The sequence below is a fragment of the Thermosynechococcus sp. GLH187 genome, from assembly GCF_031583395.1.
Lineage (GTDB): Bacteria > Cyanobacteriota > Cyanobacteriia > Thermosynechococcales > Thermosynechococcaceae > Thermosynechococcus.
The window spans coordinates 466,060-485,177 of sequence record NZ_CP134175.1 but is presented as its reverse complement, the minus strand read 5'-3'; the positions used below and the strand labels follow the sequence as shown (position 1 = coordinate 485,177).

Sequence of the window (19,118 nt, the reverse complement as noted above, 5' to 3'; positions counted from 1 at the left end):
TTGATCATAGGGGAATATCCCAGTCTTCTTCATCCTCTGGGGGAGCGTCCTTGGGGGGTGGCGGCGTCAGAATGCGGTATTCGGCATCCACAACCTCTTCTGGGGGTGGCGGGGCTTTGGCGGTGGCTTTGCGGGAAGGGCGATATTGGTACGAGTAGGTCGTGCGGGGGCGATCTTGAATCTCTGGTTCGCGGGGGGCTGGCTCAGGCTCGCTAAACCAATCCTCCACATCGCTGGTATCGATCTCTGGTTCATCCTCCGGCGGACGCATCGAGGCATCCAGTTCTGGTTCAGGGGGTTGCGATCGCGGGGTTGGCCGCGCTACTGGCGCTTCTGCGGTTAGCCAGAGTAAACACTGCCCCGCCACGATTCCTGAGAGGGCTGCCACCACAAGCCAAGCGGCAAGGGGGAGCGCCGGAGTTTGCTGTCCCAAAAAGCGCAGCGAGACCAGCGGCTGCCAATTTTGGACGACCAGTGTACTGAGCAGGGCGATCGCCCCCAGATAAATCCAAGCGCGCATTAGGAAAGGGGTCCTTGCCAACGTCGCAGAGGCACACAATCCAACCCTAACTGATCAAGGGCACGGGCGATGACAAAATCCACCAGATCCTCAATGGTCTGCGGCCGGTGATACCACGCAGGGATGGCGGGTACAATTCGCGCCCCGGCCATTGCCAATTGGGTCAGGTTTTGCAGATGAATGAGACTAAAAGGCGTTTCGCGGGGCACCAGCACCAACGGACGGTGTTCCTTGAGGTGGACATCGGCCACCCGCTCTAGGAGATCCGAACTCAGTCCTGCCGCCAACTTAGCGACCGTACTCATACTACAGGGCAGAATCACCATGCCCAAGGTGCGAAAGGAACCACTGGCGATCGCCGCTGCCACATCCGTGGGTCGGTGACAGGTGAGGGATCCCGTCCAGACTTGGGCTTGTTGGCGCCAAAACAGTTCCTGCTTCTCGGGCTGAATCGGCAGGGTGAGGCCATATTCTGCTTGCCACACCTGGTGCACGGCCTTTGATGCCACTAATTGAATAGGATAGTCCGCCTGTAATAGAAATTTAATGGCACGCACTGCGTAAATGAGACCCGATGCACCCGTTACACCCAAAACAATTGGCAAAGAAGAGGAGGTCACAACCGCGATCACCAAACAAAACCGTTATAAGGTTAACAAAGTTAGGGCAACCGTCCCCTTTTGATGCACTGCAATCCCGCCCAACGCGACTTGGTAAATGCCCATGACAGCGCCTGACCCTGCATTTTCTTCCCCCAGTGAGTGGGCAGCCGTCTCTCCCGAAGTGCTCGGGGAGTTATTTGATGCGGCCTTGTTGGAGGGACTCGTGAGTAGTGAAACCCCAGACATAGAAGCACTGTTTCAGGATTTGACTCCCCTCGATCTCAAACCAGCAGCGGGTGCGATCGCCCCCGAACAGTGGCAACAACTGCAAGCCCAACACCAGCAAATTACCCAGCACCTTGAGGAAACCCTGACCTACCTTGCCAAGGTGAAAGCATTGGCCTACCAGCTTCAGGCCGTAGCCAGTGAGTTTGTGCCCACTCCCAAATACCGCCGCCGCCAACCGCCCCCTCCCCATCCCTTGGAATATCTCACGGCTGAACTCCTGCGGGCGATCGCCCACACCCAAGCCAGTTTAGAACCGGTCTATGAACCCCTCCATCAACTGGGGGAAACCCTCAATGGTACCTCGACGCCACAGATTAGTGAATTTCCCCTAGAGCCTTAGTTAGGGGGCATGCGTGGCGGCTCCAATTGCGGTTCACTGGGGACGGGAGGGGTCGGTATCGGCTCAGGACTGGGCAGGCTTTCTGGGGTGGGAACTGGGCTTGGACTGGGTTTCGGGGTGGCAGTTGGCTCAGGGGTGGGTGTTGGTGTGATTGTCGGTGGAGGCGGAGGTGTTGGTGTTGGTTCAGGCTTCGGCGTGGGGGCTTTAACTGCCAGTTGCAGCAGTTCCGGCACAGTGACAAAGCGATAACCTTTTTGCCGCAGGCGACGAATCAGCGTGGGGAGAGCTTTGCGGGTAGTGGCGCGATCGCCGCCGCCATCGTGGAGCAAAATAATACTACCCGGTTTCACTTCCTTGAGGGTGCGCTCAACAATGTCCGCTGCTGTGGTGTTGGGGCGGGTGTCGTGGGTATCCACCGACCACAGGATGATGGCGTAGTTTTTCGACTTGGCATAATCCACTAGCCCCGTGGTCAGATTGCCCCCCGGTGGCCGAAACAGGCGCGTTTGCGCTTGGCTTTGCTTGGCAATGAGCGCAGAGGTGTTTTCAATTTCTTGCTTGGCGACTTCAGGACCAACGGGCTGATAGGGATGACTCCAACTATGGTTGCCAACGGCATGACCGGCTTTGACAATGTCAGCAATGATATCGGGGTACATGAGGGCGTGCTTACCAATCACAAAAAATGTGGCTTTGACCTCCTCCTCCTTGAGAATTTGCAGCACTTGGCGGGTTGAGGTTCCCCAAGGGCCATCATCAAAGGTCAGCGCCACCACTTTTTCGGGCTTCAAGGGTTTGACTTGAGAGACCAACTGTCCCCAAAACTTGCTAGGACTGAGAAAGCGTGGCACATCCGCTGCTAGCGTTGCCGATGCTGCAAACAAGGCCAAGACCACCGACAGGTACCACTGCCGTCCCATGGATACTCCTTGAGCGATGGTGACTTAGGGGGCGATCGGCGTTGGCTCCTTCAGCAGTGGAAATCCTAGGGCTTCCCGTTGTTGCACATAGGTTTGGGCGACCCGCCGTGCCAAGCCCCGAATGCGACCAATGTAGCGCGTGCGCTCTGCCACCGAAATCACACCACGGGCATCCAGCAGGTTAAAGGTGTGGGAACACTTGAGCACATAATCCAAGCTGGGTAGTACCAACTGCTTTTCTAGAAGCTGCTCCGCCTCCTGCTGGTAGAGACTAAAAAGGGTGAACAATCGTTCCGGATCTGAGGCCTCGAAGTTGTAGGTGGACTGTTCAATTTCCCCTTGCAAATGGACATCGCCATAGGTGAGCGTGGGGTTCCAGCGGATACTGGCGATCGCATCCACCTCCTGGAGGTACATGGTCAACCGTTCCAAGCCATAGGTAATCTCAATGGAGACCGGCCGACAATCTAAGCCACCACACTGCTGGAAATAGGTAAACTGCGTCACCTCCATACCATCGAGCCAGACCTCCCAGCCCACACCCCACGCGCCAACGGCCGCATCCTCCCAGTTGTCTTCAACAAAGCGAATGTCATGCTCTTGGGGGCGAATGCCAAGGGCGCGTAGCGACTCCAAATAGATCTCTTGGATATTCTCAGGGGACGGCTTAATCAGCACTTGGTACTGGTAGTAGTACTGATAGCGGTTGGGATTCTCGCCATAGCGGCCATCTCCGGGTCGGCGACAGGGTTCGACATAGGCCACTGCCCAAGGCTCAGGGCCGAGGGCACGCAAAAAGGTATGGGGGCTTTTGGTACCGGCGCCCTTTTCCACGTCATAGGGCTGGGCAATCAGGCATCCCTGAGCCGCCCAAAACTGGTGCAGTGTGGCAATAACGTCCTGAAAGTACATGGGCTTAGATGTGGATGCCGCACTCGGTTTTGCCCATGCCACGCCAGCGACCTGCCCGTTCGTCTTCCCCTTCGGCTACAGGGGTAGTGAGGGGTTCATCGCCAATGCTGGCATAGCCGCGATCGTGGAGGGGATTGTAAATTACTCCGTGCTCCATCACGTAGGCCCATGTTTGTTTGCGTGTCCAAGCAGCGAGGGGATTAATTTTCAGACGACCCTGCTTGTCCAGTTCCACGTAGGGCATATTGGCGCGGGTAACCGCCTGATCGCGACGCCGTCCCGTAATCCAAGCCACCGTATTGAGTTCTGCTAAGCCCCGTTGCAGTGGTTCAATTTTAGTGAGATGGTGAAACTGCTCAACATTGGTTTCCCAAAGCTTGTCGCCATAGCGAGCAGCAAAGGCCTCACGACTGTCCACATCGGGGGTTTTGTAGGTGCGCAAATCCAGACCATATTTTTCCTTGGCCTGCTGCACAAATTCAAGGGTTTCTGGAAAGTGATGCAGCGTATCCAAAAAGAGAACAGGCACCGGCGGATTGGGGCGTAGATCACGGTAGAGCAAATCTGTAATCATCATGTCATCGACATTAAAGGCACTGGTCTGCACCAGCCCTTGGGGAATTTCAGCCACTGCCCACGCTAGAATTTCACGGGGATGTGCCCCCTCAAAGCGTTGGTTCAGGGCATCGAGGTCAAAGCTTACGGATGCAGCCATAGGAGGTTTTAGCACGGTTTTAGAAAGCATTCTTTAGCTTACCAAAGAATTGGGTCTAAAGCCCCGCCCTGCGACTCGCGATCGCCCCCCTGCCAACAATTTCTCCAACTTTGACACTAGCGAGGCATTGGGTACCCTTCAATCCAAGTCATGCCAGCATTTTTGGAAGTCGCATTATAAGACCACGTTTGCGGGCTGGAGGTCAACACTGCATACCGCCCCGGCGCTACCACAATTTCGGGTTGCACGACCCAATAGTAGCGATTTTCCAGCCGTGCAGGCCATGTGCCCACCACTTGCCGCGTTTCCACATTTCAGAGCATCACTTGTCCAGCAGGGGCACCCCGACCACCGTTCCAGTGATTGGAATAGCCATATAACTCTATTATGACTTTTGGCCTTGGCACTGCCTCTGTGCGAGTTCGCTCTGCCAACAACCGTGCTGCTGTCGGCATTTTTGCTTCGGGTAACACAGTGAGTTGCATCAGCGCTAGGCTCAATGGCAATGTCTCAAGTGACTCCAATTCATTCAGATAGACCCGATGCAGGTGATGACTATTCACCAACACCTCATAGGGTTCAAAGGACACCTGTTCCACTTGACGATGGGGATAGAAGCAAAAATTTTTTCAGGTTGCCAGTGTAACCGTTTGCCAAGACACGCCCGCCTTCATCGCACTCAACACGCCAATGGCCTCGGCATAGGACTGGCAAGGGATTGTCTCTATCCCCAAATCGACAGCTGTAACATTGAGGGTTGTGGTATTGTTAGTCACCGTTAGGATGGGGACGCCCTGTTGAGCCAAGGCCAGAATTCCCCGTCCACCAAGGGCAGTGGCGGGTACAATCACCGCATTCACCTCCTGTCGCCACAGCGCCTGCGGGGCAGTCGGGCTATAGCGGGGAGCACGACTCAACCCCACCAACACGGACGGCAAAAAGGTATAACCAATTTCTTCGGCAAGGGCACGGGGGTGCACAGTCTCCTCTAGGGGCAATGGTTGCAGGGCGGGGGCATGGGCTGCCGGAAGCTGAAAGTGCTGGACAACCAAATGACTAATCACCGCTTCTGCCCCGGCGAGGGGATCGACACCTTGGCCACTGCGATAGTGGTGCAATGCGTCTGTGCCCGGATCATCCGGAAAGCGGGTCACAATTGCGATCGCCTCTGCCTGAGCCACTTGAATCAGCTTTTCTGCCGCCCGCAATAAACTAGCGGGGTTCGCCAGAGTCCCCCAGGTTGCCCCCGAGGCAGCGGTTTGCAACTGCACGCCCAAGGGTTCATCTGTAATCACAGGTTCAGTCATCATTAGACCCAAGGTGGCAGAACAGGCCGCCGCTGCTTGACGATGGCGCAGTTGGAGATCCGCTTCAATCGCTGCATCCAGTAACAGGCCAATGCGATTTGGACGCGGTGGCAGCAATCCCCAACGGCCAACCGCAAATTCATCAAGGGCATAGCCTTCCACATACCAAACATTGGGCAGTGGCCAATAGAGCATCGCCCCATTGAGAACGTTAGGATGGGTAATCAGGCGATCGCACACCTGCGCCAAAGCACGAACAACTGGAATCGCATCACCCGCATAGCCACCAATGGCAGCCCCAATGCCCGTTGGAATGATCAGAACGGCCGTCAGCACGTCAGCGACTAGCCTGGGTAGGGAGGGGAGCCGGCTGCACGGCCACGGTCACCGTTTGACCCCTACGGCGCACTTCCAGTTCCATGGTGCGACCAATGCCTGTGCTTTCCACCATTTGCTGCACTTGATCCGCTTTGGTGATGTTTTGGCCATTGATACGACGGATCACATCGCCGGGTTGCAGACCCGCGCGGGCGGCTGGCGAGTTAGGCAGGACTTGAAAAATCAAAACCCCCGAACTTTCTTGGACGCGGACGGGACTATTGGGATTAGCGTTGAGACGTTGCTGCACCTCAGGGGTGAGATTGGCCATGCGAATACCCAAGAAGGGGTGATCGACGCGACCGTTGGCAATCAGTTGGTTGGCAATTCGTTGAGCCGTGTTGATGGGAATGGCAAATCCCAAGCCCTGGGCACCACCAATAATCGCGGTATTCATGCCAATGACTTCTCCCCGTTGATTCAACAGGGGGCCACCAGAGTTGCCAGGGTTAATGGCCGCATCGGTTTGAATGAAGCCCACCCGCTTATCGGGCACGCCAATATCACCGCTGGAACGTCCCGTCGCACTAATGATGCCCGCAGTCACCGTATTATCGAGACCCAAGGGATTGCCGATGGCGATCGCCCACTCACCGGGACGTAAATGATCAGAATTGCCAAGGCGCACCACCGGTAAATTGTTGGCATTCACCTTGACTACGGCCACATCCGTCAGACGGTCTTGACCCAAAACCTGCCCCTCAAACGTGCGGCCATCCTTGAGGGTTACTCGCACCCGGTTAGCACCATCCACCACATGGGCATTGGTGAGGATCAAGCCATCACTGCTAATGATAAAGCCAGACCCAAGACCCCGCTCCTCGCGGCTGCGGGGGGGCATCATTGGCCCAAAAAATTCCTGAAAGAAAGGGTCATTAAAGATGGCGGGCACACGGGTCTGCACCGTACGGGAAGCATCAATCCGCACCACCGCCGGGCCGACTTGCTCAACAGCACGGGCAATAAAGTTAATGTCATTTCCCGCTGGTAGCGGTGCCGGTAACTGCGCCAAGCTGGGGGTCACCAAGGGCGATGACGCTGGCATTAGGTGGGTGGCAAACATTGCAGCGGCTGCCCCCAATGCCATTAACGACAGATAAGTGACCGATTTACCAAGACGCACTGTCATAGGTGATTGCCCTTTTGCTGACACTGGTTCTTGAAAGTAGACGGCAATTGAGGCAAGCAAGTTCCGACTTCTAGTCTACCACTTCAGGAGGTTGAATTTCTCCATGTCAACAGTGTCACGGTTGCGATAGATGGCCAAAATAATGGCTAAACCCACGGCTGCTTCGGCGGCTGCTACCGTAATCACAAACACGGCAAAGACTTGCCCTTTGATTTGCTGGCCATCCAGATAGTTGGCAAACCCAATCAAGTTGAGGTTGACAGCATTCAAAAGCAACTCAATGGACATGAGCACACGCACAGCATTGCGACTGGTGACAAGGCCATAGATGCCAATACAAAACAGCAGTGCTGCCAAGATCAAAACATAGGTTAACTGCATCGTCTTCCCCTATTTTTCAGACAAGGCTACAGGTTCACGGGGACGTTCCGGCAACTCCAAGGGGGGTACCACCTCTTCCCCTAAGATGGGTTCAGGTTCCAAGACCAGTTCGCGCCGTGCAAGCACCACTGCCCCAATCAAGGCCATTAACAGCAAGACCGAGGCCAACTCAAAGGGCAGAAGAAAGTCACTAAAAAAGTGCTGGCCAATGGTTGTGATACTGTCAGTCGTGGGCGGCAGGGAACTGAGCTGCCAAGGAGTTTGCAAAATCATTTTTGTCAGCAGGGCAAAGACGCCAAGGGAGACTACTGCGGCACCCCCCTGACGCAGCCAACGCCCCGGCACTGGGGTATAGGCCTCACGCTTATTGACGAGCATGATGGCAAAGAGGATGAGAACGTTCACTGCGCCGACATAGATGAGAATTTGCGCCGCTGAGACAAAGTCAGCATTCATGAGGATATACAGCCCAGAGATGCTCAGGAACACGCCCCCCAGCAAGAAGGCAGAATAGACAACATTGTTCAGGAGCACAACGCCAAGGGCAGCAACAATCACTGCAGCGGCAAGGGCAAAGAAGGTAATCGTTTGGGTCAGGGTGGCTAAGTCCACAGCAACAACTCCTAGTTCTCAGATGATTCAGCAGTGTTGGCGATCGCCTCTGGACGCTCTCCCGCCCGTTGGGTACCCGCAGGCAAATCATGACCAGACATTACCCCCACCGGCAGGTAGGCAAACTCGCGGATCGGGGTCACCATCGGATCTTGGGTCACTTTATAGGGAATGCGTCCCATTGCCACACTGTCGTAGTTCAGCTCATGGCGATCGTAGGTGGCCAGTTCGTACTCCTCTGTTACTGAAAGGCAATTGGTGGGGCAGTATTCCACACAGTTGGCACAGAAGATGCACACACCAAAGTCAATGCTGTAGTGTTTCAGTTCTTTCTTCTTGATCTCTTTGTTGAAGACCCAATCCACCACCGGCAGGTTAATCGGGCAGACGCGCACGCACACTTCACAGGCAATGCACTTGTCAAACTCAAAGTGAATCCGTCCCCGAAACCGTTCCGAAGGAATGAGTTTTTCGTAGGGATATTGCACCGTCACCGGCCGCCGCCGCATGTGATCAAAGGTCACGGAGAGGCCTTGACCAATGTACTTAGCGGACTGCACTGCCTCTTTGGCATAGTTGGTAATCTGATGGAGGAATTTCATGGTGTCACCTCATGGAAATGGGGAGTTTCTTAACCGCCAAAGGCTACGGGAAAGGCGAGCTTCAAGCCAGCGGTCAGCAGCAAGTTCACTAGACCCACGGGTAATAGGAATTTCCAACCAAGGTCTAGGAGTTGGTCAATGCGCACACGGGGCACAGTCCAGCGCAGCAGAATCGCCAAAAAGACAAAGAAGTAGGCCTTAATCAGGGTCATCGTGATGCCCAGCACCGCAAAGGCAATCTGCAAAAAGGGATTGCTCTCACTCACCCCAAGAAGATTAGCAATGGTTTCTAGGGGAATGGGAAAGCTCCAACCCCCAAAGTAAAGAACACTGACCAAGAGTGCCGAAAGCACAAGATTAACGTAGGCACCGAGGTAAAAGAGGGCAAACTTCATGCCAGCGTACTCTGTTTGGTAACCAGCCACGAGTTCTTCCTCGGCTTCCGGCAAATCAAAGGGGAGGCGCTCACACTCTGCCAGAGCTGCAATCCAAAAGATCAAAAAGCCGATGGGCTGCCGCCAGACATTCCAAGTGAGGATGCCATACTCCGACTGCTGCTCGACAATTTCCACCGTACCCAAGCCATTGGACATCATGGCCACTGCCAACACCGCCAAGGCAAGGGGAATTTCATAGCTAATGGATTGTGCCGCTGCCCGCAGTCCCCCCAGTAGGGAGTATTTGTTGTTGGAGGCATAGCCCGACATCAGCAGGCCAATGGGCGCAATACTGGAGAGGGCAATCCAGAGAAAGACCCCCATCGCCAAGTTGGAGATCAGTAGGTTTTGGCCAAAGGGGACAATAATATAGGACAAAAAGACAGGAATCACGACCACCGCCGGCCCAAGGGTAAACAGCCAGCGATCGGTATTCGCGGGGAGAACATCTTCCTTAAAAATCAGTTTTAGGCCGTCGGCTAAGGGTGCCAAAATCCCCAATGGACCAATGTATTCCGGGCCAATACGCTGTTGCACAGCGGCAGAAATTTTCCGTTCTAGCCAAACGGCCACCAGTACGCCCACGGTGGCCACAATGAGCATCATTAACATTGGCAGGGGTAACCATAGCAACTTGGCCAGATCATGGGAGAGGCCAAGGGATTCCAATGCACGAATAAACTGCCCCTGTAAGTCAATACCAGATTCCATAGCGATTCGATCGCGCCCCACCTACAGACACGCTCTACAGTATAAGGGTTTTATTTCCGTTACGAAGATAGATCTGGGGCAAATTTTTATCACCACAAGTATTACAGATGTTTATAGTTTACACCTCGTGTCTTTGGGTCTCAGATGCCAGTAGGATCAAGGGAGAGAGCCAATTTTGCAGGAGAACAGGGTGGCGATCGCAATCCAAAATGCGGTGATTTGTACCCCAGAGGGAGAACTGCGACAACAACAGGTACGCCTTGAGGGCGATCGCATCACCGAAGTCGCAGAAACTGTCACCATCCACCCAGAGGATACGGTTATTGATGCGACTGGTCTCACTCTCCTGCCCGGTGTGATCGACCCCCAAGTCCATTTTCGTGAACCGGGCTTAGAGCACAAAGAGGATCTATTTACTGCCAGTTGTGCCTGTGCCAAGGGGGGGGTCACCAGCTTTTTGGAAATGCCCAATACTCGGCCACTGACCATTGATCAGGCCAGCCTCGACGACAAACTCGCCCGTGCTGCTGCCAAATGTGTTGTTAATTATGGCTTTTTCATTGGCGCCACTAAGGAGAATCTTGCCGTCCTCAACAGCGTCCAGCCCGTCTGTGGCATCAAGATTTTCATGGGGTCAATGCACGGCCCCCTTTTGGTGGATGAGGAGCCAATTTTAGACCGTATCTTTAGTGAGGGCAAACGCCTCATTGCTGTCCATGCCGAAGATCAAGGGCGAATCCGTGCCCGTCGCGAACAATTTGCTGGCATTAGCGATGTGGCCGTACACTCGCAAATTCAAGACGAGATTGCTGCCCTCAACGCCACCCAGTTAGCAGTGAAGCTCTCCCGTAAATACGAACGCCGCCTGCACATTCTCCATCTGTCTACAGGAATTGAAGTGGACTTTCTGCGCGAGCACAAGCTTCCTTGGATAACGGTGGAAGTTACCCCCCAGCACCTATTGCTGACCACAGAGGCCTATGCCAACATTGGCTCCCTTGCCCAAATGAACCCGCCCCTACGCACCGCAGGAGATAATGAAAAACTCTGGCAGGGATTATTGGATGGGGTGATTGACTTTATTGCCACCGATCATGCTCCCCACACCCTAGAGGAAAAGGCGCAGCCCTATCCCCAAAGCCCTTCGGGTATGCCGGGGGTGGAAACCTCTTTGCCCCTGATGTTGACCCAAGCAATGGCCGGTCGCTGTACGGTGCCCCAAGTGGTGCGTTGGATGTCCACTGCCGTTGCCGCGGCCTACGACATTCCCAATAAAGGCAAAATTGCCCCCGGTGACGATGCGGATCTAGTGCTCGTGGATTTGCAGACCTATCGCCCAGTGCGCCGCGAGGAACTGCTCACCAAGTGCGGCTGGAGTCCCTTTGAGGGCTGGTCATTGACGGGGTGGCCAGTTTACACCTTTGTCAATGGTGAGATTGTTTTTAGCCAAGGGCGGGTGAATACCGCTGTGCGCGGCCGCCCCCTTCAATTTGGCGGCTAAGGGGGAGCGATCGCGAACTGGAATGAGACATTACTGGGTTCCTATGAACTCGTGCTAATCTGAGGCAAAGGAATAGCGTAACTCTATTTAGGCAACACAATGCGTATTCTGGTTACTGGCGGTGCTGGGTTTATTGGTTCCCATCTAGTTGATCGGCTGATGGAAGCGGGTCATGAGGTCATTTGCTTAGATAACTACTTCACTGGTACAAAGCGCAACATTCTGCGCTGGATGGGTCACCCCAATTTTGAACTGATCCGCCATGATGTCACCGATCCGATTCGCCTTGAGGTGGATCAAATCTATCACTTGGCTTGCCCCGCCTCGCCAGTTCACTACCAGTACAACCCCGTCAAAACGATTAAAACCAATGTCATGGGCACCCTCCACATGCTGGGGTTGGCCAAACGTGTAAAGGCACGGTTTCTCCTTGCTTCCACCTCAGAAGTCTATGGTGACCCGCTGGTGCATCCCCAATCTGAGTCCTACTGGGGGAATGTCAACCCCATTGGTATCCGCTCCTGTTACGACGAAGGCAAGCGGGTGGCAGAGACCCTCACCTTTGACTACCACCGCCAAAACAATGTGGATGTGCGGGTGGCACGGATTTTTAATACCTATGGCCCCAAAATGCAAGTCAACGATGGCCGCGTAGTCAGCAATTTTATTGTTCAAGCCTTGCAGGGCATTCCCCTCACCGTTTATGGCGACGGCTCCCAAACCCGCAGTTTTTGCTATGTCAGCGACTTGGTGGAAGGGTTAATTCGGCTGATGAATAGCGATCACATTGGCCCTGTGAATCTGGGCAACCCTGATGAATACACCGTGCTGGAGCTAGCCCAAAAAATCCAAGCCCTGATTAATCCGGGGGTGGAAATTCAGTTTAAGCCCCTGCCCAGTGATGACCCCCAGCGCCGTCGTCCTGACATTACCCTTGCTCGCACGGTGTTGGGCTGGCAACCGACCGTCCCCCTCCTCGAGGGATTACAGCGCACAATTCCTGACTTTGCCGAGCGGTTGGGCGTGCCCTATACGCCTATGATGGTGGAAGTTTAGGGAGGCCACAGGGAATGCGGGTATGTGTGATTGGCACCGGCTATGTGGGCTTGGTGACGGGAGTGTGCTTGGCACATATTGGCCATGAGGTGATTTGCATTGACAACAACATTGATAAAGTTAAGCTGCTGCAACAGGGGGAATCCCCCATTTATGAACCCGGTCTGACGGAGTTACTCCGTGGGTGCATTGCCAGTGGCCACATTCGCTTCAGTAGTGATCTTGGCGCTGGGGTGGAGTTTGGTGACGTGCTCTTTATCGCCGTCGGTACACCCGCCTTACCCAATGGTGAAACCGATACCCGCTATGTGGAAGCGGTTGCCCGCGGTATTGGTGCCCATTTGCATTTGGGGTACAAAGTCATTGTCAACAAATCCACAGTGCCGATTGGCTCAGGAGACTGGGTGCGAATGATTATTCTCGATGGTGTGGTGGAGCGCGAACCGGATCTAGCGGATGCCATTAAAGGGGGGGCGACCCATCCGCCGTTGGATTTTGATGTGGTCAGCAACCCTGAATTTCTGCGGGAAGGTTCAGCGGTCTATGACACGTTTAATCCCGATCGCATTGTCTTGGGTAGTAGTAGCCGCAAAGCGATTCAAATCATGCAGGAACTCTATGCGCCGATCATTGAACGTAAGTATGCGGCTGATCCCACCTTGCCCCCCGTGCCGGTGTTGGTGACGGATCTCAGTTCGGCGGAAATGATTAAGTACGCTGCCAATGCTTTTTTGGCCACTAAAATCAGCTTTATCAACGAAATTGCCAATATTTGCGATCGCGTGGGGGCGGATGTGGTTCAAGTGGCCAAGGGGATTGGCCTAGATTCCCGCATTGGCGAGAAATTTCTGCAAGCGGGCTTGGGCTGGGGTGGTTCCTGTTTTCCCAAGGATGTTTCGGCGCTCATCCACACGGCGGAAGACTACGGCTACGATGCCCAGTTGCTCAAAGCAGCCGTTCAAGTCAACCAGCGGCAACGCTTTATTGTCATTGAAAAACTACAACAGGTGCTAAAAATCCTCAAAGGTAAAACCATTGGCCTTTTGGGGTTAACGTTTAAGCCCAACACCGATGATCTGCGGGATGCCCCTGCCCTGAATTTGATCGAGGAACTGTATCGCTTGGGTGCCAAGGTCAAGGCCTATGACCCCCTCGTGTCCCAGTCGGGTCTGCGATCGGGTCTCTCCCATGTGATTGTGGAAACGGATTTGCTACACCTCGCCGATGGCTGTGATGCTTTGGTGCTGGTGACCGACTGGCCACAGTTCCAAGAGGTGGATTATGGGGAACTGGCCAAGGTGATGCACCAACCCGTGATCATTGATGGCCGCAACTTCTTGGATCGCAAGGGGCTAGAGTCACTCGGCTTCCGCTATGTGGGGATTGGCCATTAAGCATGGAACCGCCCAGCCTGATCTATGAGCAAGCCTACTGGCAACAGGGCTATTGTCGCGTGGTCGGTGTGGATGAGGTGGGTCGGGGTTGTTTGGCGGGGCCAGTGGTGGCAGCAGCCGTAATTTTACCAGTAGACTGTGTGCCTCTTCCAGAGGTGCGCGACTCCAAACAGTTGAGTGCCCGCCAGCGATCGCGCCTCTTTGGGCAGATTTATAACCAAGCGATTGCCATTGGCATTGGTAGTGCCAGTGTGGCGGAAATTGATCAGGTGAATATCCTGCAAGCCACCTATCGAGCCATGGCGCGTGCCCTAGCGCGGGTTACCCCTTGGGATCATGCCCTGATTGACGGCAAATTAACAAAAACAGCGCCCTTTGAAAAGGTAACGGCCATTATCGGGGGCGATCGCCACAGCTATAGTATTGCCTGTGCCTCGATTATTGCCAAGGTACGGCGCGATCGCTTCATGGCACGCTTAGCTCGGCGTTATCCCCAGTATGGCTGGGAACGCAATGTGGGCTACGGCACCCCCCAACACCGTCAAGCCCTTGATCAGTACGGCCTGACCCCTTGGCATCGGCGATCGTTCTTGAAATCCTTGCTTCATACCGACTTACACTTGTGTAATGCCATCACAGGACATTGACGCTCATCCCGCTAACGCTAGGCGTATAGCAGGAGATTCCCCGTTCACAGAGTCTTGACTAGATGACCCGAAAGTCATCCCCGCCAGAACCTCTCCAGGGGCATTTTCAAGACGGTGCGCCCCACCGCCTATCAATCGATTCCGCAACACGAATGCAGCGGCAATATCCCTAGGCATTGAACAGCCACAGGGGCACTCATGCCAACGGATTGATAGCGTTTTGCGGACTGCTTCGCCACAGTTGGGACACTCTTGAGAGGTGCCCGCTGCTTTCTCCTTGACAACCACCTTGCCACGCTTGCAGGCCACCCAAGGCAACACCGAGTTCAGGAATGGCCCATGACCCGCATCCAGCATGTGCTTGCCCAGCGTCCCACGACTGAGGCCAATCAGATTCAAATCCTCCACCACAATCACATCAGCCCCGTCGCAAAGTTGGTGGGCAACCTTGAAGTGACAGTCCCTGCGGGTGCGGGCAATCTGTTCATGCAGCTTCGCCACCTTGCGTTGAATCTTCTTCCAGTTGGCTGACCCAATCTGTTTCCGCTTCAGTCTGCGTTGCAGCAATTGAAGCTTGCGTTGCATCTCTACGAAAAACCTAGGCCGTGCTAGTTGAAGTCCGTCCGAGGTGGAGAGAAAGTATTCCAAGCCAACATCGAGGCTAACCACCCGCTTCAAGACTTGCTGATGCTTGGGCGTTAACCGACGCTAAATCAGGGTTGAACTGCTTTGCTTGGGTGAATCGTTGACACTGCACGTTGAAGCTGGGGTAGGGGGCATCCGCTGGGATGATGTACTCGCTAGGCACAGAGCAGGCATTGACTGGACATTTGCGCGAAGCAATCCAGTCTTTGCGCTCCCTCAGCGCATCATTTCAAACTTGGCGACACACGTCTAGATCGTGGTCGATCTGCTTAGCCTGCTGCTGGGTTAGTTTTAGCCTGTACTCGTACGTCAGGGTGAGCATGAGTGGACTATAGCTATTAGTCGCGCCCGATGTTCGGTGCTAGCTCAATATGTCCAGCAAGAAGCTGAGATTGAGTGACTGCTCCCTATGGTCGCCTATCACCTCACTACCACCTAACCGCTTTGCGGTATAGGCGGAGCACTGCGGCGAATTTTGGTAGGCTGAAGAAGAATGGCAAAGTATGACGTTTTGTTGAGGATTCCATGCGGGTTTCCCTTCGCTGGCTACGGGAATTAGTGGCTGTTGATCTCGATGTGATGACTTTGGCCGATCGCCTGACGATGGCGGGGTTTGAAGTCGAAGAAATTGAAGATCGGCGCACATGGGCGGAAGGGGTTGTGGTGGGTCATATTTTGGCCTGTGAACCCCATCCCAATGCCCAAAAATTACGGGTCTGCCAAGTGGATGTGGGTCAAGGGGAACCCCGCACGATTGTCTGTGGGGCACCCAATGCCGCCGCAGGCTTGTATGTACCTGTGGCACTACCGGGGGCATATCTGGCCAAAATTGATCTGAAAATTCGACCGGCAAAACTGCGGGGCGTGAAATCTGAGGGGATGATTTGCTCCCTTGCTGAGTTGGGGCTAACCAAAGCGTCTGAGGGCATTCACACATTCGCTGATGCAGTAACCGTCGGGGAAGATGTACGTCCTCTCCTCGGCTTGGATGATGTGATTTTGCACCTGACCTCAACTGCCAACCGTGCGGATGCCCTGAGTATGGTAGGCATTGCCCGTGAAGTGGCCGCACTTACTGGTGCTCCCCTGACGCTACCCGCCCCAAAGGCGATCGCCCCCAAAAAGTCCCGTGCTAAGGTGCCTGTACAGCTGGCGATCGCCGACTCCCAAGCCTGCCCTGCCTACTGTGGCACACTGATCACCAATGTCCAGATTGCCCCTTCGCCCCATTGGCTCCAGCAACGCTTAGAGGCTGCCGGTTTGCGTGCCATCAATAATGTGGTGGATATCACCAACTACATCCTGCTGAAGTGGGGTCAGCCCCTCCATGCCTTTGATTGGGATCGGTTGCAAGGGGTTGCTACCCAAACCCCAGTGAGTGTCGGCGTGCGTTTTGCCAAGGCCGGGGAAACCCTGAAAACCCTCGATGGTGAGCAGCGGGTGCTGAGTGCCGACAATCTCCTGATTACCGCCGGGGATGTGCCCGTTGCCCTTGCCGGAGTAATGGGGGGCGAAGAGACTGAAGTTTACGAGGGTACGCAGAATGTCTTCCTTGAGGCGGCACTCTTTGCCAGTCCAGTGATTCGGCGATCGGCTCGCGCCCAAGGATTACGCACGGAAGCTTCGGCTCGCTATGAACGAGGGGTGAACCCCGCAGAACTAGAGGCGGCCACCGCTGAAGCGATCGCCCTATTGACTGAAGTGGCTCAAGGGACAGTGACCTACACTACACTAGCGGATCAGCGTCCGCCCCTCGAACGTACCCTCACCCTGCGGCTGGAACAAGTGCACCGGCTCTTGGGGGCCGTGGTTGCTGACGAAGCGGAGAGCGAGGAAGTCGCCTATTTGGACGCAGAGACCGTTGAAGAGCTACTCAGCCGCCTTGGCTTTCACCTCAGCCGTCAAGAAACCTTTGAGGACGAGTTAGTGGTGTGGTCGGTGACGGTGCCCCCTTACCGCTTCCGGGATATTGAGCGAGAGGTGGATCTCATTGAGGAGATTGCGCGGCTCTACGGTTACGACCGCTTTGAGGAAACCTTGCCCGCTCAATCGGAATTGGGAGCACTACCGCTGGAACTCACCCTACTGCGGGAGCTACGGGCGGCCTTTCGCGGGGCGGGTCTGACGGAATTGATGCACTATTCTTGGGTAAAAGGTGGTCAGCCCAACCAAGTGACCGTCGTGAATCCGCTAGTGGCGGAGTTTTCCTCGCTGCGTACGGATCTAATTACGGGTCTCGTCCAAGCCTTCCGCTACAACCAAGAACAGGGGAATCCGCCCCTCAATGGTTTTGAAATTGGCCGTGTTTTTGGTCAAGATGAAGAGGGTCTCTGGGAAAGCGATCGCCTTGGGGGCATCATCGGTGGCGATCCGTGGCAGGGGAAATGGGTACGCCGCTCACAGCAAGCCCAACCCCTCACATGGTATGAAGCCAAGGGGATTCTCGAGAGTGTCTTTCAGCGGTTTGGTTTGCATGTGGAATATCAGAGCGATCGCCAAGACGAACGCTTGCATCCGGGGCGGACGGCGGCCCTTTGTTTGAATGGAGAACGGCTCGGTATTTTTGGCCAGTTACACCCGCAGTATGCGGCGACCCTCGACCTGCCGGCGGCGGTGTATGTCTTTGAACTGGATCTGGAGGTACTCCTGAGCCGCCTTGAGGAACGCTATCGCCAGATTATCTTTCAGCCCTTTTCAACTTATCCCGCCAGCGATCGCGACCTCGCCTTTTTTGCGCCGGCGGATCTCACTGTGGCAGAACTCAGCCGCACCATTTGGAAAGCTGCAGGCGGGCGCGACTCCCTCCTTGAGAGTGTCGAGGTTTTTGATGAGTACAGTGGCACTGGTGTTCCCGAAGGGCAGCGCAGTTTGGCCTTTCGCCTCACCTACCGCGCCAGCGATCGCACCCTCACCGAGGCCGAGGTGAACGAGTTGCATCAGCGCATTCGCGACAGCCTTGTGGAAAAATACGCCGTGACCCTCCGTAGCTAAGAAAAAACCATGAACACAGTATTGACGACCGATTGGCAGCACCTTGCCGATTTAGCCCTTGCCGATGAATGCCTCAGCCGCGATCAAGCGCGGGCGGTGTTACAAGCCGCGGATACTGAACTCCTGAATCAACTGGCGGCGGCCTATCGGGTGCGCTACCACTACTGGGGGAATCGGGTACGGCTGCACTATCTGCTCAATGCCCAAAGTGGTCTCTGTCCAGAGGATTGCCACTACTGCTCACAATCAAAAATCTCCACGGCTGAGATTGAAAAGTATCCCCTGCTCTCGCAGGAAAAAATTCTTGCTGCGGCCGATCGCGCTGCCCAACTCAAGGCTGGTACCTTTTGCATGGTCATTTCCGGGCGATCGCCCAATGAGAAGGTCTTTGAGCAGGTACTTGCTGCTATTCGGGCAGTTAAGGAGCGCTATCCCCTGAAAATCTGTGCCTGCTTGGGCTTACTCACCGCTGAGCAAACGGCACGGCTAGCGGCAGCAGGCGTCGATCGCGTCAATCACAACCTAAATACCTCGGAAAACTTCCACGGCGAAATTTGCACCACTCACACCTTTAGCGATCGCGACCAGACCTTGGCCAATATCCAAGCCGCTGGAATTACAACTTGCTCTGGCGGCATTTTGGGTATGGGGGAATCCGATGACGATGTCATTGATCTTGCCCTTTCCCTGCGGCAGCGTCAGGTGACCAGTGTACCAGTGAATTTTCTGATTCCCATTCCGGGGACACCCCTTGGGACACAGCACAACCTCAATCCGCGCCACTGTTTACGCATCTTGGTGCTGTTTCGCCTATTATTGCCGCGTCAGGAGATTCGCATTGCCGGTGGCCGTGAAGTACACCTGCGATCGCTGCAACCCCTTGGCCTCTATGCTGCCAACTCCATTTTTGTCGGCGATTATCTAACGACCCCCGGCCAAGCCCCCCACCAAGACTGGCAAATGATTGCCGATGCTGGCTTTGTCCTTGAAGACCCCGAAGGGCGGGCGATCGCCCCATAACATAATGGGC

At 54.9% G+C, this 19,118-nt stretch carries 23 protein-coding genes; 7 read left to right on the top strand and 16 right to left on the bottom strand.

Going from position 1 to position 19,118, the window contains the following annotated elements; all coding sequences use genetic code 11:
• Window positions 1–4 precede the first annotated feature (4 nt).
• Both RHI63_RS02240 and RHI63_RS02235 read right to left on the bottom strand, forming a co-directional pair.
• Window positions 5–520: a hypothetical protein gene (locus RHI63_RS02240; protein ID WP_310743312.1), complete on the bottom strand. Its 516-nt coding sequence runs from the start codon at window positions 518–520 to the stop codon at window positions 5–7.
• Window positions 520–1,140, bottom strand: coding sequence for a flavin prenyltransferase UbiX (locus RHI63_RS02235; protein WP_310821778.1), 621 nt, complete (start codon window positions 1,138–1,140; stop codon window positions 520–522). Before RHI63_RS02235 ends, RHI63_RS02240 begins: the two co-directional genes overlap by 1 nt.
• Before the next feature lie 103 nt (window positions 1,141–1,243).
• Between RHI63_RS02235 and RHI63_RS02230 the strand changes: the two genes are divergently transcribed.
• Window positions 1,244–1,750, top strand: coding sequence for a hypothetical protein (locus RHI63_RS02230; RefSeq protein ID WP_206200891.1), 507 nt, complete (start codon window positions 1,244–1,246; stop codon window positions 1,748–1,750).
• On the opposite strand, the gene RHI63_RS02225 is transcribed toward RHI63_RS02230, so the two are convergent.
• The 11 genes from RHI63_RS02225 to nuoH form a co-directional block, all read right to left on the bottom strand.
• Window positions 1,747–2,670 carry a polysaccharide deacetylase family protein gene (locus RHI63_RS02225; RefSeq protein ID WP_206200890.1) on the bottom strand — a complete coding sequence of 308 codons (924 nt, stop codon included), beginning with the start codon at window positions 2,668–2,670 and terminating at the stop codon, window positions 1,747–1,749. The two genes, RHI63_RS02230 and RHI63_RS02225, sit on opposite strands and share 4 nt — an antisense overlap.
• Window positions 2,671–2,694: 24 nt before the next feature.
• Window positions 2,695–3,582 (bottom strand): glycine--tRNA ligase subunit alpha, encoded by an 888-nt coding sequence (glyQ, locus tag RHI63_RS02220; protein WP_206200889.1) that lies wholly within the window; start codon window positions 3,580–3,582, stop codon window positions 2,695–2,697.
• A gap of 4 nt (window positions 3,583–3,586) precedes the next feature.
• Window positions 3,587–4,297, bottom strand: a complete 711-nt coding sequence (gene cysH / locus RHI63_RS02215; RefSeq protein ID WP_255521485.1) for a phosphoadenosine phosphosulfate reductase — start codon at window positions 4,295–4,297, stop codon at window positions 3,587–3,589.
• Between the two features lie 116 nt (window positions 4,298–4,413).
• Complete coding sequence (locus RHI63_RS02210; RefSeq protein WP_206200887.1) at window positions 4,414–4,608, bottom strand: hypothetical protein; 195 nt, start codon at window positions 4,606–4,608, stop codon at window positions 4,414–4,416.
• A 3-nt stretch (window positions 4,609–4,611) separates the two neighbouring features.
• Window positions 4,612–4,887, bottom strand: coding sequence for a DUF2887 domain-containing protein (locus tag RHI63_RS02205; RefSeq protein WP_310743310.1), 276 nt, complete (start codon window positions 4,885–4,887; stop codon window positions 4,612–4,614).
• A gap of 39 nt (window positions 4,888–4,926) precedes the next feature.
• Complete coding sequence (locus RHI63_RS02200) at window positions 4,927–5,940, bottom strand: DUF3326 domain-containing protein (protein ID WP_302678731.1); 1,014 nt, start codon at window positions 5,938–5,940, stop codon at window positions 4,927–4,929.
• 1 nt (window position 5,941) lies between these two features.
• On the bottom strand, window positions 5,942–7,111 hold the full coding sequence (locus tag RHI63_RS02195) for an HhoA/HhoB/HtrA family serine endopeptidase (protein WP_206200884.1): 1,170 nt from the start codon (window positions 7,109–7,111) through the stop codon (window positions 5,942–5,944).
• Window positions 7,112–7,186: 75 nt separating this feature from the next.
• Entirely contained in the window at window positions 7,187–7,492 is a 306-nt protein-coding gene (gene nuoK / locus RHI63_RS02190) for an NADH-quinone oxidoreductase subunit NuoK (protein WP_011056517.1), read from the bottom strand.
• Window positions 7,493–7,501: 9 nt separating this feature from the next.
• Window positions 7,502–8,104: an NADH-quinone oxidoreductase subunit J gene (locus RHI63_RS02185; RefSeq protein ID WP_206200883.1), complete on the bottom strand. Its 603-nt coding sequence runs from the start codon at window positions 8,102–8,104 to the stop codon at window positions 7,502–7,504.
• Window positions 8,105–8,115: 11 nt separating this feature from the next.
• Entirely contained in the window at window positions 8,116–8,706 is a 591-nt protein-coding gene (gene ndhI, locus RHI63_RS02180) for an NAD(P)H-quinone oxidoreductase subunit I (protein WP_310743309.1), read from the bottom strand.
• A 29-nt stretch (window positions 8,707–8,735) separates the two neighbouring features.
• Window positions 8,736–9,854 (bottom strand): NADH-quinone oxidoreductase subunit NuoH, encoded by a 1,119-nt coding sequence (gene nuoH, locus RHI63_RS02175; protein WP_206200881.1) that lies wholly within the window; start codon window positions 9,852–9,854, stop codon window positions 8,736–8,738.
• 190 nt (window positions 9,855–10,044) lie between these two features.
• On the opposite strand from nuoH, the gene RHI63_RS02170 reads away from it, so the two are divergent.
• The 4 genes from RHI63_RS02170 to RHI63_RS02155 all read left to right on the top strand — a co-directional run bounded on the left by RHI63_RS02170 (window position 10,045) and on the right by RHI63_RS02155 (window position 14,452).
• Complete coding sequence (locus RHI63_RS02170) at window positions 10,045–11,355, top strand: dihydroorotase (RefSeq protein ID WP_206200880.1); 1,311 nt, start codon at window positions 10,045–10,047, stop codon at window positions 11,353–11,355.
• A gap of 99 nt (window positions 11,356–11,454) precedes the next feature.
• Entirely contained in the window at window positions 11,455–12,411 is a 957-nt protein-coding gene (locus RHI63_RS02165) for a UDP-glucuronic acid decarboxylase family protein (RefSeq protein ID WP_149820594.1), read from the top strand.
• Between the two features lie 14 nt (window positions 12,412–12,425).
• Window positions 12,426–13,805 (top strand): UDP-glucose/GDP-mannose dehydrogenase family protein, encoded by a 1,380-nt coding sequence (locus RHI63_RS02160; RefSeq protein WP_206200879.1) that lies wholly within the window; start codon window positions 12,426–12,428, stop codon window positions 13,803–13,805.
• Window positions 13,806–13,807: 2 nt separating this feature from the next.
• Window positions 13,808–14,452 carry a ribonuclease HII gene (locus RHI63_RS02155; protein ID WP_310821775.1) on the top strand — a complete coding sequence of 215 codons (645 nt, stop codon included), beginning with the start codon at window positions 13,808–13,810 and terminating at the stop codon, window positions 14,450–14,452.
• Window positions 14,453–14,455: 3 nt separating this feature from the next.
• On the opposite strand, the gene RHI63_RS02150 is transcribed toward RHI63_RS02155, so the two are convergent.
• From RHI63_RS02150 to RHI63_RS13055, 3 genes are all read right to left on the bottom strand, one after another.
• On the bottom strand, window positions 14,456–15,121 hold the full coding sequence (locus RHI63_RS02150; protein ID WP_310821774.1) for a transposase: 666 nt from the start codon (window positions 15,119–15,121) through the stop codon (window positions 14,456–14,458).
• On the bottom strand, window positions 15,114–15,260 hold the full coding sequence (locus tag RHI63_RS02145; protein WP_206201493.1) for a hypothetical protein: 147 nt from the start codon (window positions 15,258–15,260) through the stop codon (window positions 15,114–15,116). Before RHI63_RS02145 ends, RHI63_RS02150 begins: the two co-directional genes overlap by 8 nt.
• A gap of 66 nt (window positions 15,261–15,326) precedes the next feature.
• Entirely contained in the window at window positions 15,327–15,419 is a 93-nt protein-coding gene (locus RHI63_RS13055) for a helix-turn-helix domain-containing protein (RefSeq protein WP_315862904.1), read from the bottom strand.
• Window positions 15,420–15,622: 203 nt separating this feature from the next.
• Here RHI63_RS13055 and pheT point away from each other — a divergent pair, with 203 nt between their 5' ends.
• Together pheT and bioB are read left to right on the top strand one after the other, a co-directional pair.
• The gene (gene pheT / locus RHI63_RS02140) at window positions 15,623–18,088 is read left to right on the top strand and encodes a phenylalanine--tRNA ligase subunit beta (protein WP_206200877.1); all 2,466 of its coding nucleotides are present in this window, start codon (window positions 15,623–15,625) and stop codon (window positions 18,086–18,088) included.
• 9 nt (window positions 18,089–18,097) lie between these two features.
• The gene (gene bioB, locus RHI63_RS02135) at window positions 18,098–19,108 is read left to right on the top strand and encodes a biotin synthase BioB (protein ID WP_206200876.1); all 1,011 of its coding nucleotides are present in this window, start codon (window positions 18,098–18,100) and stop codon (window positions 19,106–19,108) included.
• Window positions 19,109–19,118: the final 10 nt, after the last annotated feature.